Origin of the sequence: Pararhizobium sp. DWP3-4 (genome assembly GCF_049898205.1) — a bacterium.
GTDB lineage: Bacteria > Pseudomonadota > Alphaproteobacteria > Rhizobiales > Rhizobiaceae > Pararhizobium.
The window spans coordinates 47,081-65,066 of sequence record NZ_JAFCXF010000015.1 but is presented as its reverse complement, the minus strand read 5'-3'; the positions used below and the strand labels follow the sequence as shown (position 1 = coordinate 65,066).

The following is a 17,986-nucleotide window of genomic DNA, read 5'->3' as shown; positions in this document are numbered from 1 at the left end:
TTACTGGGACCGAATGGGCGCGAGAAGATCGAACGGCATATCAGCGCTTTGATGGGAATCAAGCTCGACATAATTTGCGTCCTGAACAGTGGCAGGAACACCAAACTCCTGGCGGGCATATTCAGCACCCTGATCCATCGGCTTCAGGCCCATCGTTGCTACAAGCTTTCCAGATGCGGCGAGAATTTTATACTCTGCGAACAGCGCCGCGAGGCGGGCTGTGTCGGAGAGAACGCTGGTATTGAAGCGCGTGTTCTGCGCATCCAGCACGTCAAGCAGCGACCGCTGACCGACCCGGAACTGTTCACGGTATGAGGAAACCAGCTGTGCATTCGTCTTGGACTGCCGGGACAGGGCAGCGGCAAGTTCACCGCGGCTCTTGCGCTCGTTCCAAGCCGACCGGACGGACTCCTCGACTTCGCGATGGGTCTCGTGAAGTACTTCACGCTGCTCGCTTGCGCGGCGGATTTGCTCCTGTTCCCGCGCGATGTCGATCCCGCCACGATACAGATTCCAGCGAGCGACGACGCGCGCCTGCAGATCATTGGTATTGCCGTAATCGCCGTTTATGTCATCGCCAGTACTGGCGCTCGCCTCCAGATTGACCTTGGGCAGATAGTTTGCCCGGGCGCCCTGCACACCGGCATCGGCAGCATCGATGTCAGCAGCAGCAGATGACATCCGCGGGCTGCTTTTCGTTGCGATGAAGATCGCGTCATCAAGCGTGCGCGGCAGGAACTTGGCAACGGAGCCAGGGGTCTCGACGTTGGAAATTGCCTCGCCAACGACTTTCAGGAAACGGATTTTCGTTGCCTCCAGTTCCTGATTGGACTCGATCAAACGGGCGCTCGCCGCTTCCAGCCGTTCGTTGCCCTGCAGCCCGTCGGCGTCGGTCAAAGTACCGCCCTTGATGCTGTCCTTGATATCGCCGAGGATCTGCCGGTGAAAACCGAGATTATCCTTGGCAGCCTGAACAATCTTGGTCTGAAGGATATATTCCAGATAGCTTTGAACGACCTCAAGTGCGAGGGACTCGGATCTCTCAAGAACCCGGAACGAAGCGCCATCGACGCGCGATGCCTGCCGATTGACTTCGGCGCGTCGTGCGCCGCCATCATACAGCGTCTGGGTAATACTCAAGCTGACATCGGACGGGGAGAGGCTGTCGCGATCCGATGACAGACCACCGGAGGTTGGGCTCGCCAGGCGGCGCTTACCTGCCCCAGCTTCCAGATCGATCGACGGCAGGTACAAGCCCCGCGCCTGACGCAGTTCAAACTCCACGGCTTCGCGATTTTTCGTCGCCTGCAGAATCTGTGGATTGGTCTTAAGCGTCTTGTCAACTGCCTGCTTCAGGCTCATCGCCTCTGCAGCAACAGGAACAAAACCAAACGCCACGGTTGCACAAAGAACCGCGATCAGCCCGCTTCTTTTTTTCATCAACTTCCCCAACTCCCCGACATGCATCGAGCTACCGCTCTAAAGAACAGCGCTCATGAATTCCAAGAGGAAAAACCCCAGGATTAACATTTATAGTCGCTATCCACCCTCAGGATTCGCAAGTCATATAAATATCTATGTTTTCTATTACAAAATCACCGACTAAGACTGGTTAATATTTATTTCAACTCCAGGAACGCCCAAACGGAGAATCCTTACCAGCCTCGCCCCGGCGTATTCATACGACAACTGTTTTTTTTTAGCCTGTCCATTTTTGGGCCATTCTATCCGGACGGATTCTTCGCCTTGGATAGTTGCATTTCCGTAACAGAGACCTTACAGACGCCGGACATGTAACTCTGCGTCACTATTGAATTCTTTCATCAAATATCGTTGTACAGATTGAATCTTGAAATGGACTCGGGATAACTCGAATACCCTGATTCAGCTAGGAAACGCGGCCGTTGATTCCGCCGCGCTTCTATGTTCAGACGGTTCGTTACCGTTCGTTAGTTATACGGCATGGGAAACTGCCGTCGAGTTGTGATCGTCATCGTAAAGAACCTTGACGGTCGACGTGTAGTCTTGAAGGACTGCCACGTCATGCCAGGCGCCATTGTCATTGACGCTGACCACGGTATCCGCACCGTTGACCGTCGTCTTCACGCTCGCCAAGGCATCCGCTTCGCTTGCATCATGACCGAGCAGCGAGGTGAGAAGGCTGGAAACATCCAGTACATCGCCTTCACCCGCCTTGTAGTCGGTAATGACGTCGGCGAGATCGATCCCCTTGAAGGAATCACTATCCAGAACGAAGGTATCCGCCCCGGCGCCGCCCGTCATCGTCATTTGGGCCAGGCCACCGGCCAGGATGTCGTCGCCTGCGGTGCCGAAGGAGCCATCGCCGACGATCGTGTCGAAACCGACTTCGATGAAATGACCATTCGAACCGTTGTCGAGGGTGAAAGTGCCCTCGGCAACAACCGACTGGCCATCTTCCAGCCCGTCCACCGATGTTGCACCGAGCGAGATGCTGGCAACATGGTTGTCAGCCAGGCTCGACAGCTCACCCCCATCGCTGATGCCGTTGTTGTTGGCATCAATCCAGATCGAAAGCTTGGAGAAGGCATTGTCGTCAGCATCGATCTTGCCGTCGCCATTGCTGTCGAGCGTGGCAAGAGCCGCGACGCCACCGGCATGGTTGCCACCGGCAAAGCTCGGCGTGAAGATCTCGGTACCATTGTCGATCTTGCCGTTGCCATCGAGGTCGTAAGCCAGGATGCCATCCGCGCTGGTCCAGGCGACCTTGTCGGCCTTGCCATCAGCATTGATATCGAAGGTGACGCCATTCTCGATCGAGGTCAGGGCAAAGCCGTTGAGGTCGAGGTCGAGGATGATGGGATCGGTGCCAACGGGGGCATTGGAGTTCCCGCTGATCTTCAAATTATAGCTGAATAAGTTATCTCCGGAACTGCCGCTGGCGTAGTTTGTCACGATGGCTGTGTAGAATCCGCTGACGGGAGCTGTGAAGGAAATACGGGGGTCACCATGTGGTCCATTGTGATCGTCGGTATCGTCGGCAAAGGCAATGAAACCGGGATCATTGGTGTCAAGTGCACTACCGAAGACGGCGGCACTGCTGACCTTGCCAGCAAACAACCACATGGCAGGGTCGAATGCGTTCTCAGTTCGATCTACATCAAGAGTGACTACAGCGCCCTGGTGAGCATAGAATGTCCAGTAGTTGCTCTTTGCAGGGTCAGGGCCATTGAACACTCCCGAATCCGACACCAGGCCGCTAACGATCGCATTTTTACCAAGGACTGTACCCAGCGCATCAGCTTGCGGATTTACCGTCACGGTTGAGGTCACCGCCGTGCTTGCACCTCCATCGCCGTCAGAGACCGTGATGCTCAAGGTGCGCGTGAGATTGGGTGTGTCCGAATTGTTGGCATAGGCAAGCCGCTGAACCAAAGCATCCACGGCAAGTGGTGTAGCGGATGCGTTGAAATTGACGACCAAACTTGCCCCATTCGCCCCATTGCTGGAAATCGTACCGATTTGAGCACCGCCAAAAGCAATATTGTTACCAGAAATGGAAATCTGGCCAGCGCTGTTACCTTGGCTCAAGAACGACAACTGATCTTGGCTTGCTCCGCCAGCAGACCAACTCGCCGTTAGCGAACCGCCGGAGAAATTGGCACTATCGTCATCAGTCAACGAAACGTCGTTGTCGATTAGCTGAGGACCGGCATTGACCACATTTTCGCTAAAGGTCACATTCCCCAGCCCACTAAGAACCGGCGCGTCGTTGACCGGAACCACGATGACATTGACGGTCGCGGTTTCTGGAGCCGAATTGTCCTCGTTGCCATCTTCAAGGATGACACCAAAGGACGCGGCAGTAGTTTCCGATCCATTGTGCTGGAAGCTGACCTGACCATCCAGCAACTGCTGGCCGTTAAACGAAAGAGCAGTGGCGCCGTTGACAAGAACGCCGCCATAGAGCGGATTGGTAACGGTGAAGGTCACGCCTAAGCCGACATCATCCGGATCACTGAAGCCGAGATCCGTAGTGGTTAAGGTGACAGTCGCGCCTTCATTGACTGCCAGGGTACGATCACCGGTGATCGCCGGCGCATCGTTTACCGGCGATACCGCCAGGTTGAACGTGCCAATCGCTGGCACCGAACCATCTTCGTTGCCGTCTTCAACCTTGACGTTGAAAGAAGCCGTGGAACCTTCCGAACCGTCATGGTTGAATTTGATCAGACCGGCAAACACTTCCGCGGCCGTGAACGACGTCGCCGAAGCGCCGCCATTGGTGATCGTACCGTGCGCGAGATTGGAGACCAGGAACGTAACCCCGGTGTTGTTGTCGTCGACATCGATGTAACCGAGTTTGGCAAGCGTCAGCACGACACCACCACCTTCGGCAACAGTTTCCGTCAGGGTACCGCCAAGGACCGGCGCATCATTGATTGCGATCAGATGGATGGTCGCCACCTGCGGCGCGCTGTCGGCGAGGCCGTCGTTGACGATCACCGTCACAGTCCGATCCAAAGCAACATCCGGATTATCACTGCCGTTCAGATAGATGATGTTCTTCAGGATGGTTTCGTAACGGCTGACCGACGCAGAGCCGGTAATCAGCATGACACCGGTTGTGCCGTCATAGGAAACGGTCAGGCCTGCTGCTGCTGTCGTCGCGGTCGCATTGAGCGACAGTGTTTCGGCCGTTGCGTCCTGAATGTTGCCGAGTGTCAGCTCCATTGACTGCAGGTTCGACGAGTCGACATCTGAGAGATCAGCCTGCCAGGCGAACTGCTGCGGCAACTGTTCGACAGCGTTGGTCGTTGTATCGTTGCCCGCAGTTTCCGTGTTCAGATCGATGACCGGAATGTCGTTGGTGCCGGTGATGGTGAGTGCGATCTTCTTGGTGACGCTATCCCCGTCGCCATCGGCAACCGTGTAGGGGATATGCAGCACCACAGTCTGGCCAGCCGCAAGGACGTCGAATGCTGTTCCAGGCACGATTGAAATCTGGTGGTGGGCGGTGTCGAAGGTGATGGCTGGCGTACCCAGGGTAATCCCATTCGGAATACCAGTGTAGCTCGGCGTACCGAATGAGAACGCCTTGCCAAATTCGTCGGCCCCGAAATTGAAGTGAACGCCCTCAACCAGAGTGACACTCTTGCTCTCGTTTTCGGTCATGACCGCAGTCAGGTCGCTCGCGACCGGAGCCTCGTCGTGGATTGTCGAGCGGATGATGCCGGTGACGGCATCGCCGTCGCCATCAGTAAATTTGACGGTCGCATCGATCACTAGTCTGTCGATGGCAGCGCCGTTTTGCGCGGCGATGTGATCGATGTTGCCGTACAGCGTCGTCTTGGCGCTGCTATCGGTGTCCGTCAGCTTGATCTCGATGATCAGCTCGTTGCCGGCGAAGCCCCGGATGGTGTTGGCATCCACCATGGTAAAGACAACCACGCGGCCTTCCGAAGTGAACTTCGGCGAGCTGTCGGAGCCATTGGCCAGGTTCAGATTGACATTGCCGGCAAGACCGCCGCCGATATCGAGCTTGAGAGCGCCGGTGAAGGCTGTCGCGCCGTAACCGTCCGCACCGTAGGTAACTGCAAATGTGCTGTTGTCAGTACCGCTTGCCGCACCAACACCCGCTTCATAGACGTCGTTGTAACGCAGCGTCTGCGTCAGGGTTGGAACGCTGTCTGCAATGTTGATCGTGAACGGCTGATCGACGAAGTCGCCGTCGCCGTCATAGACGCGGGCCACCATGTTGAGGGCCAGGGTGGCGTCATTGCCGCCGACATGGTCGACGTTCTGATAGAGCGTGGCTGCAAAGCTGCCGGGATGCAGAACGGCGACGATGAAGACCGGGTTGGCCGCCGTATCGCCCTGCTTGAAGGCAACCAGTTCCTCATCCACCCCATTGGTTGTCCGCACGATATACTGCAGCGGAACGCCGTCGGAGGTGAGGCCGGCATTGATAATCGGGACGCCGCCGCTCATGCCGATGCTGACATGGGTGCCCTTGTTATCAGCTCCGATATCGATGTTCAGGCTGGCAAACGTTGACGACACCAGTGGCAGGCCTGCTTCAGACAGCGTGCCGGTCTGCGCCGCGCCGATGGCGACCGGAGCCTCGTCGTGGATTGTCGAGCGGATGATGCCGGTGACGGCATCGCCGTCGCCATCAGTAAATTTGACGGTCGCATCGACCACTAGTCTGTCGATGGCAGCGCCGTTTTGCGCGGCGATGTGATCGATGTTGCCGTACAGCGTCGTCTTGGCGCTGCTATCGGTGTCCGTCAGCTTGATCTCGATGATCAGCTCGTTGCCGGCGAAGCCCCGGATGGTGTTGGCATCCACCATGGTAAAGACAACCACGCGGCCTTCCGAAGTGAACTTCGGCGAGCTGTCGGAGCCATTGGCCAGGTTCAGATTGACATTGCCGGCAAGACCGCCGCCGATATCGAGCTTGAGAGCGCCGGTGAAGGCTGTCGCGCCGTAACCGTCCGCACCGTAGGTAACTGCAAATGTGCTGTTGTCAGTACCGCTTGCCGCACCAACACCGGCTTCGTAGACGTCATTGTAACGCAGCGTTTGCGTCAGTGTCGGAGTGTCGTCGTCAACATTGAGAGTCAGCGTGCCGGTCGCAACGTCGCCGTCGCCGTCGGTAACGCGATACTGGAACGAGACCTGAAGGTTATCTTCCGCCCCGACAGTGTTGTGCTTTACCGCAGCCAGTTGGGTAACCTGGTAGGCGCCAGTCGCCGGATCGGTGACCACGACCTTGAAGACACCCACATAGGCGCTGTTCTGCAACTGTGTGATCGTCATCGTCTTGCTGTCAGCGGACAGATCGTACCAGAAGCCATTCGGCAAGGTCAGGCCATTGGGTGCCCACAGAACCGAAGCAGTCCCGTCGCCGCCGCCGCTGTGCGACAACACACCGGTCAGTATGGAGTTTTCGGCGTCATCGCCAGCGCCTCCGGGGTTGCCGCCGCTCAATGCGTCGTCATCAAGGGCAATCACCGCGCTCGCTGCAACCGTCGGTGTATCATCATCGACGTTGATGCTCAGCGTTCCTCTAGCCTGGTCACCATCACCATCGGCGACATCGTAGGAGATTGTGAACTGGACATTATCCTCGAAGCCCGGAATCGTGCCCTGCGGATGGTCGATCGGCGCGACCTGCCCGACAGAGTAAGCGCCGGTCGCAGTATTGGTGATGGTTGCGGTTACCACCGGAACATAGACTCCGCCCTGCAACTGGGTGATCGTCATGACCGTACCGTCTGTGGAAACCGAGAACCAGAAGCCAGAGGGAAGCGTTAGTCCGGCAGACGACCAGAGGACGGATGCCGTGCCATCAGCTCCGCTGTCATGGGCCAGCGTGCCGGTCAGGGCGGCGCCGTTGATATCGTCGCCGTCTCCTCCGGGATTGCCACCCGAAAGAAGGTCCTCATCGATCTGCACAAGTGTATTGGCAAAAACACGCGGCCCGTCATCATCGAAGCTGATCTTGGTGCCGATGGAGACGAGCTTCTCGATAACGTCGCCATCATGGTCGGTGGCGGTGATGACGGCCGAGATCTTGCCGGCGAGATTGATCGCCTCATCGTTCGATCCGGTATTGGGATGCGCCAGCGACATGTATTGCGCGACACTGACATCACCGTTCGGCTGGATCGCAACCGCAAAGGCCGCCGCCCCACTGGCGATACGGCCAACCACCATGTCGCCTTGCATGGACAGAGTGATCGCCTGGCCATCGGTAGTGAATAGGCCGGAGGTGCTGCTGTCGATACGCAATGTCAGGCTGGTGGTCACCGTATCGTCGGTGCCGCCGTTGACCGAGGTGTCGACCACATCGTGGCGCGCATAGATCGCCCCCCCCAGATCGGAATCCCAGCCCTTGTTGGTGACGCCGTTGAACAGGTTGCGCGCGCTGTTGCTGGTCGTGTCATCGTTCTGGTTGCCCGAGGTCTCGTCGATCGTCACTGAGCCGACCGTCGAGATCGACACTTCTGGCACGTCGTCGCGAACTGTGATCAAGAGCTTGCCGGACAGATTGACGACGTCGCCGTCACCGTCCGTCGCATTGATAACTGCGCCGAAGTTGATCGACGCAAGGCCGTTGGCAAGCGCGGTGTTCTGGCCGTTGCCAGCGGCATGGTCGAGCTGGTCATACTGACGGAAGGTGAAGGCACCGGTCGTCTCGTTCAGCTCCAGGGACATGACCGGACGATCGACAAGCGGCTGGAAGCCGCCGAAGTATCCATTGACGTAACCGACGATCGCATCGCCGACAAAAGCAAAGACGACCGTGCCGCCCTTGGACGTCAGCCCAAGGCCATTGAGCGTGGCAAGCGCGTCGGACGTGAAGCTGAAGCCGCCGCCAGCTTGTTGACCGTTGGCGCCAAACGCAACCGTCGAGGCAACGCTGCCCGAGACCGTGGCTGCAAAGCCGCCGCCCAACAGAGCCAGCTCCGACGACGAACCGTCGGCCGTGCCGTCGTTCGGGCTCGTGCCCTCAGAACGCAGATTGCGGATATCATCCTCATCCACCGTCACGCCGATCGATGTGCCGGTGACAACCGGAGCATCATCGATGACACCGACCTTGAAGGTGTCCTTGGCGATATCGCCGTCGCCGTCGCGGGCTGTGAAGGTGAAGGTGAAGGACAGGACGTCTTCGTTGGAGGCACCCGATGCCTTGACCGGATGATCGAGCACGCCAGTGAGGTTGAAGTCGTAGCTACCCCTGCCGGTATCCGACAGGGTGACGGTGAACACCGTCTGGCCGCCGGCCGAAGCCGTCAGCACCGTGCCATTGGCAGACAGCGAGAAGGTGACCGGCTGGCCAGCCGACGTCAGCGAGCCAAGCGCAACCGAACCGGCACCACCGCTGATCGAGAGGAACTCGCCGGCCTGCGTTGCCGTCAGAGCCCGGGCAGCGCCGGTGCCATCGGCAAACACAACCGAGAGATCGCCGGCAACCTGGCTACCGGTGTAGCCGCCATTGACACGCGTGTTGCCGTCGTCGCCACCCCAGAAGATATTGAGCGGGCCACCGGCGGACTTGCCGGTCACATTCCCAAGGATGCCATCGAGATCCGCAAAAGGAGTACCGGACCGGGTATCCTCGTTACCGCCAGAAAGCTCTTCTTCTTCGACAAAGCGCGGCAGGATGGTGCCAATTGCCACCGGCGTGTCGTCGCTCACACTGACCGAGAAGGTTTTTGGCGGGGTTGTGTCGCCATCCGAGTCGGTGGCCGTAAACTGGAAGGTCAATATCTGGCCGTCTTCGCCCTGAGCCAAGCCCTGATGATCCAGCGTGTCATAAAGTGTGAAGGCATAGGAGCCATTGCCAACATCCGACAGCGCAACCGAGAAGACGATATTGGCAGCAAGCGCTGCAGCACTGTTGGCCGGAACAGCGGTCGGAGCCGTCGCGCCGGTATAGGCAAGCAGGATTTGCTGACCCGAGACCGTGAGCGTGATGTAACTGATCGAATCGCCATCGGAGGTGAGGTTCAATGTGCTCAGATTGCCAACGGCGGCCGGGCCGAACTGGACCGAGCGGTCGCCAGGCTGGCCATTGCCGTCATTGGAATTGTCCGAACCCCAGGAGATGGCCAGCGTGCCGCCGGTCTTATGTGTGGTGCTGTTGGCGTCCAAGAACCAATCATTGTCGCCGCTGCCGCTGCCGTCTTCATTGCCGCTGCCGGCAACCTGCAGCTGCTCTTCCTCCACGACACCACCTGCAAACGGCGTATATATCTCGGCAACATCATCGCTGACATCGACCGTGAACGAGCCGGTAACGCTGTCGCCATCGCTATCCTTGGCGGTGTAGCCGAAGGTCAGCGACAGGTTGTTCTGGCCATTGGTGCCGTCGCCAGCCGCATGATCCAGCGGCTTGACCAGCGTGAACGTGTAGGCACCGCTATTGTCGTCCGAAAGAGACGCATAGAAGACGACATTGGCGCCATTGATCCCCGCAGGCACCTGCGCGCCGGTATAGCCGACCAGAACGCCGTTCGACAGAACTGTCATCGTGACAGCCAGACCAAGCGAGGTCAGCGTTGCGCCATGGGCGCCCGAGACCACGACAGCGGGGGTGTTGTTCGTGGCGGTGAACGCAACCGAGCGGTCGCCATTGCCACCCAGGTCGCTGTCGGCGTTATCCGCACCCCAACGAATGTTCAGGGCACCCGTGGCAACAGCCGTCAGACCGTCGCTCTCATTGTTGCCACCATTGACCGCTTCGTCTTCCGCAGTGCCACGAACCTCGTCGCCTCGAACAGGACCATCATCGATGACATTGACGGTGAAGGTGTTGTTGCTCTTGTCGCCATCGCTGTCGGTGGCGGTGTAGTTGAAGGTCAGCGACAGGCTGTTCTCGCCATTGGCGCCATCGCCGGCCGCATGATCGAGCGGCTTGACCAGCGTGAAGTCGTAGCTGCCGTTGGCAACATCCGAGACTTTGGCAAAGAACACGAGATTGCCCGAGCCTTCGCCCGTCAAGGCGGTCGGAGCCGTGGGGCCAGTGTAACCGACCAGTGTACCGTCCGGAAGAACTGTCGTTGTGACCGCCAGACCAAGCGAGGTCAAAGCTGTGCTGCTGGCGCCGGAGACGGCAACCGTGGCATTGGTGAAGGCAACCGAACGGTCGTTCAGACCGCTGGCATTGGCGTTGTCGGCACCCCAGTTGATGTTGAGAGACACGCCAGTGACGGCAGCCGAGAAGTCATCATCCTCATTGTTGCCGCCGTTGACGGCTTCGTCCTCGACCGTCGAGGCCGTGCCTACGTTGGCAACCGGAACATCATCAACGACATTGACGGTGAAGGTGTTGTTGCTCTTGTCGCCATCGCTGTCGGTGGCGGTGTAGTTGAAGGTCAGCGACAGGCTGTTCTCGCCATTGGCGCCATCGCCGGCCGCATGATCGAGCGGCTTGACCAGCGTGAAGTCGTAGCTGCCGTTGGCAACATCCGAGACTTTGGCAAAGAACACGAGATTGCCCGAGCCTTCGCCCGTCAAGGCGGTCGGAGCCGTGGGGCCAGTGTAACCGACCAGTGTACCGTCCGGAAAAACTGTCGTTGTGACCGCCAGACCAAGCGAGGTCAAAGCTGTGCTGCTGGCGCCGGAGACGGCAACCGTGGCATTGGTGAAGGCAACCGAACGGTCGTTCAGACCGCTGGCATTGGCGTTGTCGGCACCCCAGTTGATGTTGAGAGACACGCCAGTGACGGCAGCCGAGAAGTCATCATCCTCATTGTTGCCGCCGTTGACGGCTTCGTCCTCGACCGTCGAGGCCGTGCCTACGTTGGCAACCGGAACATCATCAACGACATTGACGGTGAAGGTGTTGTTGCTCTTGTCGCCATCGCTGTCGGTGGCGGTGTAGTTGAAGGTCAGCGACAGGCTGTTCTCGCCATTGGCACCATCGCCGGCCGCATGATCGAGCGGCTTGACCAGCGTGAAGTCGTAGCTGCCGTTGGCAACATCCGAGACTTTGGCGTAAAACACCACGTTGGACGAGCCTTCGCCGGTGATCGCCGTGGGAGCCGTATCGCCGGTATAGCCGACCAGCACGCCGTTGACCAGGACGGTCGAGACGGTCAAACCAAGCGAGGTCAACGTCGCGCCATGGGCGCCGGAGACCGCGACAGTGGTGTTGGTGAAGGCGACCGAACGGTCATTTGCACCACCCAGATTGGCGCTGTCGGCACCCCAGTTAATGTTCAGTGAAACGCCGGAGATACCGGCGGTGAAACCGTCGGCTTCGTTGTTGCCGCCGTTGACGGATTCGTCCTCGACCGTCGAGCCCGTGCCCACGTTGGCAACCGGGCCGTCATCGCGGATATCGATCGATGCGTTGCCGATGACGGTGTCGCCGTCCTTGTCGGTGACGGTGTAGGTGAACTGCAGGCGCAGGAGATCGTCGGCGCCGCTCTGGCCCTGATCCGGATGATCGAGAGCGTGCAGTTGCTGGAAGGTGAAGGCGCCGGTCGCCGTATTGGTAACCGTCAGGGTAAACACCACGGCGCCACCGGCGGTGCCGGTGAGTGTCAGGCCATCTGCCGAGACGGTGACGACGACGGCGGCGCCGCCCGATGTCAGCGCGGTGGCGAAACCTGTCTGCGTGGGCTCATCGATATTCAGCGTGTTGACATAGGCGATCGACGCAATCTGGCCGGTATCGGCGCCGGGCACGAAACCGAAAATTCCGTCAATGGTCTGGTTTTCGAATGTACCATCGGCATTTGCCGTTTCCGTAATGAAGCTCAAGGCAGTTTCGGTGATGATCGGGGTGTCGTCGAACAGCAGACCGTTGCCATCGCCGTTCGGGTCACCGAATTCGGTGTTTGCCAGAAGATCGGCCAGAGGACCGGCCTCCTGGGTGCTTTGCTGCAACGTATCCTCGAAATTGCCGCCCGAACTCTGTGGTCCAGAACCAGTGGCCGAGTAGGAACCATCCGGACCGGCGGCGACGTTGACGCCATCCTGTTCAAGAACAGCAAGAAGCACCTGCTGGGGAATCTCAACATCACCAATGATGAAAGTCGGGATGCGCAGCGCGCCGTTGACGATGGTCACTTCCGTGCCGTCTGCCTGCACCAAAATGAGATTGGCTCCATCGACGCGGATTTCATCGACCGTCACATCAGCCGGGAGACGCGCGATGTTGTTCTGATCCGGCACGATCTCCTTCGGCCGTTCGCCAGCGGCGGCAACTTCGGCAGGCAGCCGGGCCGACTTGGAGGACGCGCCATTTTCCGTCGCCTGGGCCATTTCAATATCAGTGGCTTGCCGGCCATCGTCCTGAAATTCCAACGAGAACTCGGACGCGGACTGATCGGCATCGATGGCGGAAATATTCAGATCTTCAATAGACATAATTGCAAACCCCTCACAGAAACATGAACGCACTCAAATACCTGAGGTTCGCCGAACGCAATACTTCCTTAACTATGGAGACATATTCGGTTATACATCACCCCAAAAAAGGACAGGACTTGGTTAACTTTAGCGACGGAAAAACGCCCTGGAACCGCTGTGGCAATCAGGCGGCCGGTCGGAGAAACATCGATCCCTGGCAGGCTGCCGGTTCGGCAAACGAACGCTTTTGGGCGAGCAAACAGCACCAGCGGCCTGCGGAGCGATCCACGGGCGGTCAGCACCACACAGACGGCGCCAGATAAGTTTTTTGCATGCAGGCGTCCCGCAGCCGCAAAGCGGTGCACGGGCGGCAACCCAGTTAGTGCCGGCTCAGTTCTTCACGGAAGCCGGTCCGGACATTCGTTCGAGCCTGCCATTGCTGATGACGTATGGCGTCAGCTTGCGCTCGGCCTGACCGGACGCAGTCAGGCGAAACAGGCCGGTTATGCCAGTAAAGCCTGCTTTCCGGGTCAGAAGCTCAGGCGTCAGCCCCGCTGGACCCTTCGCCCTGATGATCCCCGATGCAAGCGCGACCGCATCATATCCGTAGGCTGCAGCCGCCGACAACGGACGGCCGTAGCGCCTGTTATAACGCTCAGCGATCAAAGCGCGGTTTTCGCGATCAACCGAGGCAATCATGACACCCGTTACACCGGGGGCCGACAAAACCTCCTCTGGCCAGCCGCTCGTTCCGATGAACGCCATTTTTGGCGTCGCGCCGGATGTTTTGACGGCAGAGACCAGTCCTGCCACCGCGCTGGTATCACCAAGCACGAGGACCGCATCGGCACTTTTCAACACAGCCTGCGCGCTCAATGCCGCTTCGGACACACCGGCACTGCTGGCGACGTAACGCGGCGATGCCAGAACCATGCCGCCAGCGGCACTCGCCGCTGACAGTATCCCCGCCTCATAGCCTGCCGGATAGTCCGACGGTACAAAGAAAACAAACTTGCGGCGTCCACTTGCGGCTGCGGCCTTCACACCTGCAATTGCACTATCGACTTCATCGGACGCGAAATTGAACACGCCGCCGGAAGCGCTCACGCGGCGCCCGACATTGATGAGCAACGGACGCTCATCGGCTGGCATTGCAGCGATAGCGGACGTCACGTCGCCAGGCGCATAGCTGACGAGAACAACGGAACCACGGGCCTTCGCGGCGGCCGCTTCCGAAACGCCGGCTGTCGCGCCCTTGGATACATCGGCCACTCGGGCATGCACCATGTCCTCGCCGAGTTCACCGGTCGCAAGTGCCGCGCCATCGCGGACATCCCGCGCCTCGCCCATGACGTATCCGGCCGGCGCCTTTGCCAGGATGAGGGTGATCTCCGCACCCTTGTCGCCGAAAGCTTCGGTAACGGACGTCGACGGCGGTGGCCTCAGGTCATTCTTTCCCTTGACGCCACCCAGACTGTCGACTTCGGACTGACACGAGGCAAGCGCCAATACCAAGCCCGAGGCCAGAACGAGGTTGGAAAGGCGGCCGCTGATGGATTTCCTCAAGTGGAATGAGAAATCCAGCAGTCCCGGCCGGATAGCCTCAACATTTCCAGACTGCGCCTCAAGACAAGGGCTCAAACTTCCGGCCCCCGGCAGGATGCCGGCGCTCCACGATCCACGCATTTTCAGCAAAGCTCTCTCCCCAACCCATGCACTTAAGTTTCGGTTCTGCCGATGTTCTTTTCCGCCCAATAAAGCCGACTGCGAGCAAGGACGCTGATTGATAGAACATTAAAAATTTCTTTCAATGTCTTTTCTCATTCGACGTTTTATTTTTATCCAAGGTTATCTACGCCTCCTCACGGTAACTTTATCGATCCGTCCTAATGTTTCTCCAACCGCCGGAGAACGTGGACAAATGAAAAAGCAAGTAAATAACTATATCCTCGCCATTGCTTTTGCCACGGCTGCAATTCCAAGTCATTCATTGGCAAACTCAACAGGCGTAGTTGAACTTAAACAATTTGAGCAAAATTTTACTTATTTCCCGTCGCTATCCCTGGTTCCGAAAACGATCTTCTATTCTGCCCTTGCGTTAAAGCAGCAGATCACAACCCTGTATTTCCCACCGGCCCCCATTCTGACAACAACCGTGGATGGTAACATTCAAACGGGCGCGATCCCGCCCAAGCTGGCCGATCCCGCAGCCGTTCGCTCCGAAGAAACCAGAGGCACGACCCAGACCGCGTCGAAAGCCATGTTCGGCACCGTGGCGTTTCCATTGAAACGCCTTGGCGCCCTGAAGAAATTTGCGCCGTCTTTCAGTCAGATAAAGGATGGTTCGGAATGGAACTGCCCGGCAGGAACCTGCAACGCGGCGGCGCTTGCGATCAAAGCGTCCGCTTCCCGCGTGGCTCAGGTTTCATTGCGCGACAAGTTGAACGACATCAATGCGACGGTAAACGGCTCGATCCGCTATAGCCGCGACGCCGATACCTACCAGACGACGGACAACTGGGCCAAACCCAGCGAGACGCTAAAGCGCCAGACCGGAGATTGCGAGGATTTTGCCATTCTGAAGATGGCGGCTTTGCATGCCAGCGGCGTCAGCCTGGATGATATGTCCATCGTCGTTCTCTACGATCAGAAACGCCGTTTCTATCACGCCGTTCTCTCGGTTTCGGCCGGCAACCGATTTTACATACTCGACAATATGCGCAATGCGGTCCTGAGCGACGATCAGTTGACGGACTACGTACCGCTCTACTCGATCCTCAATGGCCGCGGCTATTTTCACGGACTGCCGGTTTCGCGGTCCAAGCAGATGGCGGGCAATGTACTGCCATTGGAAAAGGTCGCACCTGGCGAAGGCTCCGTCCCCTGAAATTCAGGCCACAGACGTCCAGCTTTGCCGCAAGCCCCTTTTCGGAAACAGGCAGTCGCCCCCATCTGGTCGGCCAGACAGCATTGATTAGGCACGGAGACTGCGACTTTGCTGTGTGCATTGCCGCTTGCTGCCTATGGGTTGTTCGCCCGGATCCGCACCAGCCGGAAAAATCGCGCAGGCAGCACGATGGCACTCATGGAAAGACCAGCGGCAAATCCAATCCACACGCCCAACGGGCCTACCGACGTGTGGAAGGCGAGGCAATAGCCCAAGGGTAGCGCCAGCAGCCAATATGAAACGATGGACACAGCCGACGGCCATTTGGTGTCGTTCAGCCCACGCAAAGCCCCAAGTCCGGTAGACTGCAACCCGTCTGCCACCTGCATCAGCGCAATGACCACAAACATGCTGGACGCCAGCGCAACGACGGGCGGGTCCGTGCTCAGCATCCCGGCAATGAAACGGCCTGCGAAGATCAGTGCAACCATCGTCGCCAGCATCCACAGCGCCACGAAGCCGAAAGTTGCCATGCCGATAGGCCTGAGCCGTTCCGGCTGCCCCGAGCCGTCGGCCTGCGCGATACGGATGGCAACGGCAGTCGCCATCCCCAGCGGCAGCATGTAAAGCGTTGCGCCAATCGAGTTGACGATCTGGTTGGCGGCGAGTGCGCCGGCGCCGAACCAGCCGAGCATGAAGGTCGCCATGGCCACAGCCCCCGTCTCGGCGAGATAGCTGACCCCAAGAGGCAATCCCAGTAGGAACTGCTGCCAGACGCCTTTGCCCGTGACCAACGCCCGCAACCGGAAACGGCGCATTGCCAATGCACGGCGCCAGTATTGATAGGCTGCGGCAAGTGCGATCGTTTCGGCCAGAACGCTGGCTATTCCCGAGCCAAGAATGCCAAGAGCCGGTATCGGGCCAAGGCCATAAATCAGGAGATAGTTCAGCGGCACGTTGATCGCCACACCGAGAAAAGCAAACCCGACGGCCAGCCAAGGCCTGTCTGTCGCGTCCAGAAGGGACTTCAGCACCAGAAAGACCGAAAAGGGCAACATGAACAGCGCCATCGGCACCCAGTAAAGCCGCGCCTGCGTCTCGGGCAGGTCCATCAATCGAACAATCGGCAGCAGCGCCAGCATAATCATCGCCGCCAAAACACCGCATATCAGCGCCGTGATCATTCCATGCCGGACGGCTGAACTGACCATGCGGGCATCCTTGGCCCCAAAGCCGCCGGCCGTCGAAACGACGACATGTTGAAAAATTTTCACCCCGATAACGCCAGCCAGCCATGCGCTCTCGCGAGCATTCAGCTCAGCGAGAAGGACTGCGGCGGTACGCAAACTCTATGGTTGGCCAACACCTCACGGCCCAGTCCCCATAGTGGACATCACGGCTGAAACAACCGAGATAGCCGCGATTACGGTGCGACTTAGCGCATCGCCGAACAGTAATACACTCTGACGACAATGTAAGAAACGGAAACACTTTGTGACTAAGTGCTTCCGAAATCAGCCATTTTTGACTTGCCGCGCGCCCGCACATGACAGATATTGCTCCCACCTAAGGAAGCGATCATGATTAGAATGATACAAGACCCGGCTGAACTCTCCGGCGAGGATATTACTGGAAAGTATATTCTGCGGAGGCTGAACTATCACTGGTTCGCCTACGGCAAGGCGGCCATCGTGACCGACTGCAAGGGCACTATTCTGCATCTCGAACGCGAGGAAACGGTCTATTCCGAGCGCCTGGGGCGCCGCGCCTATAGCGGCAACGGAAAGCGTTACCCCGGCGGGGTCTGCCCTATTTCCGCAGTGGCTTGCGTTTGCGATACGGCAGATGACGTGAATGCCGTGATCCAGTTGGATGTCGAGGCGCACGACGAATTTTACCAGTTGATCGCCAAAGCGGATGCCAGGGTTCAAGCCTTGGCAGCGTCGTCGCAGAGCAAATTATTCCTGGCCGCCGCGGAGTAAGGCCGAGAGGGCAGCGTGCGACCGGATTATGAACCGGTAGGCATCTCAGTTCAAGGAAACTTTGTGCCGCAGCTTGACCGGTGAATTGTGCGGGCCATATCAGATCTCATCGACCATAAAAGGCTCGTTGTCGCTGAATACGGCGGTTGCGGCGCGGGTATTCGTTGAAATTATCGCGTGGACCGCCAAGGGTGCAATAAACCTGTAGTTATCGCCTTGATGAGAGAGACCTGCTGCCACGGGGATCGCAGGTCGCTCCACAGCC

At 58.4% G+C, this 17,986-nt stretch carries 6 protein-coding genes; 2 read left to right on the top strand and 4 right to left on the bottom strand.

Annotation, left to right across the window (positions count from 1 at the left end):
- The 3 genes from ACP7E6_RS26180 to ACP7E6_RS26170 all read right to left on the bottom strand — a co-directional run bounded on the left by ACP7E6_RS26180 (window position 1) and on the right by ACP7E6_RS26170 (window position 14,418).
- Complete coding sequence (locus ACP7E6_RS26180; RefSeq protein WP_426232638.1) at window positions 1–1,362, bottom strand: TolC family outer membrane protein; 1,362 nt, start codon at window positions 1,360–1,362, stop codon at window positions 1–3.
- 591 nt (window positions 1,363–1,953) lie between these two features.
- Complete coding sequence (locus ACP7E6_RS26175; RefSeq protein ID WP_426232614.1) at window positions 1,954–12,870, bottom strand: DUF5801 repeats-in-toxin domain-containing protein; 10,917 nt, start codon at window positions 12,868–12,870, stop codon at window positions 1,954–1,956.
- Window positions 12,871–13,242: 372 nt separating this feature from the next.
- The gene (locus tag ACP7E6_RS26170; protein WP_426232613.1) at window positions 13,243–14,418 is read right to left on the bottom strand and encodes an ABC transporter substrate-binding protein; all 1,176 of its coding nucleotides are present in this window, start codon (window positions 14,416–14,418) and stop codon (window positions 13,243–13,245) included.
- 355 nt (window positions 14,419–14,773) lie between these two features.
- Between ACP7E6_RS26170 and ACP7E6_RS26165 the strand changes: the two genes are divergently transcribed.
- Window positions 14,774–15,739 carry a transglutaminase-like cysteine peptidase gene (locus ACP7E6_RS26165; protein WP_426232612.1) on the top strand — a complete coding sequence of 322 codons (966 nt, stop codon included), beginning with the start codon at window positions 14,774–14,776 and terminating at the stop codon, window positions 15,737–15,739.
- Between the two features lie 134 nt (window positions 15,740–15,873).
- Here the strand turns inward: ACP7E6_RS26165 and ACP7E6_RS26160 are convergent, their stop codons facing one another.
- Window positions 15,874–17,013 carry an MATE family efflux transporter gene (locus ACP7E6_RS26160; protein ID WP_426232611.1) on the bottom strand — a complete coding sequence of 380 codons (1,140 nt, stop codon included), beginning with the start codon at window positions 17,011–17,013 and terminating at the stop codon, window positions 15,874–15,876.
- Between the two features lie 306 nt (window positions 17,014–17,319).
- On the opposite strand from ACP7E6_RS26160, the gene ACP7E6_RS26155 reads away from it, so the two are divergent.
- Complete coding sequence (locus ACP7E6_RS26155; RefSeq protein WP_426232610.1) at window positions 17,320–17,721, top strand: hypothetical protein; 402 nt, start codon at window positions 17,320–17,322, stop codon at window positions 17,719–17,721.
- The last annotated feature ends 265 nt before the right edge of the window (window positions 17,722–17,986 follow it).

Excerpts from the sequence above, each read along its gene's own strand:
- ACP7E6_RS26165 (WP_426232612.1), top strand. The coding sequence starts at position 14,774 with ATGAAAAAGCAAGTAAATAACTATATCCTCGCCATTGCTTTTGCCACG.
- ACP7E6_RS26155 (WP_426232610.1), top strand. The coding sequence starts at position 17,320 with ATGATTAGAATGATACAAGACCCGGCTGAACTCTCCGGCGAGGATATT.
- ACP7E6_RS26180 (WP_426232638.1), bottom strand. The coding sequence starts at position 1,362 with ATGAGCCTGAAGCAGGCAGTTGACAAGACGCTTAAGACCAATCCACAG.
- ACP7E6_RS26175 (WP_426232614.1), bottom strand. The coding sequence starts at position 12,870 with ATGTCTATTGAAGATCTGAATATTTCCGCCATCGATGCCGATCAGTCC.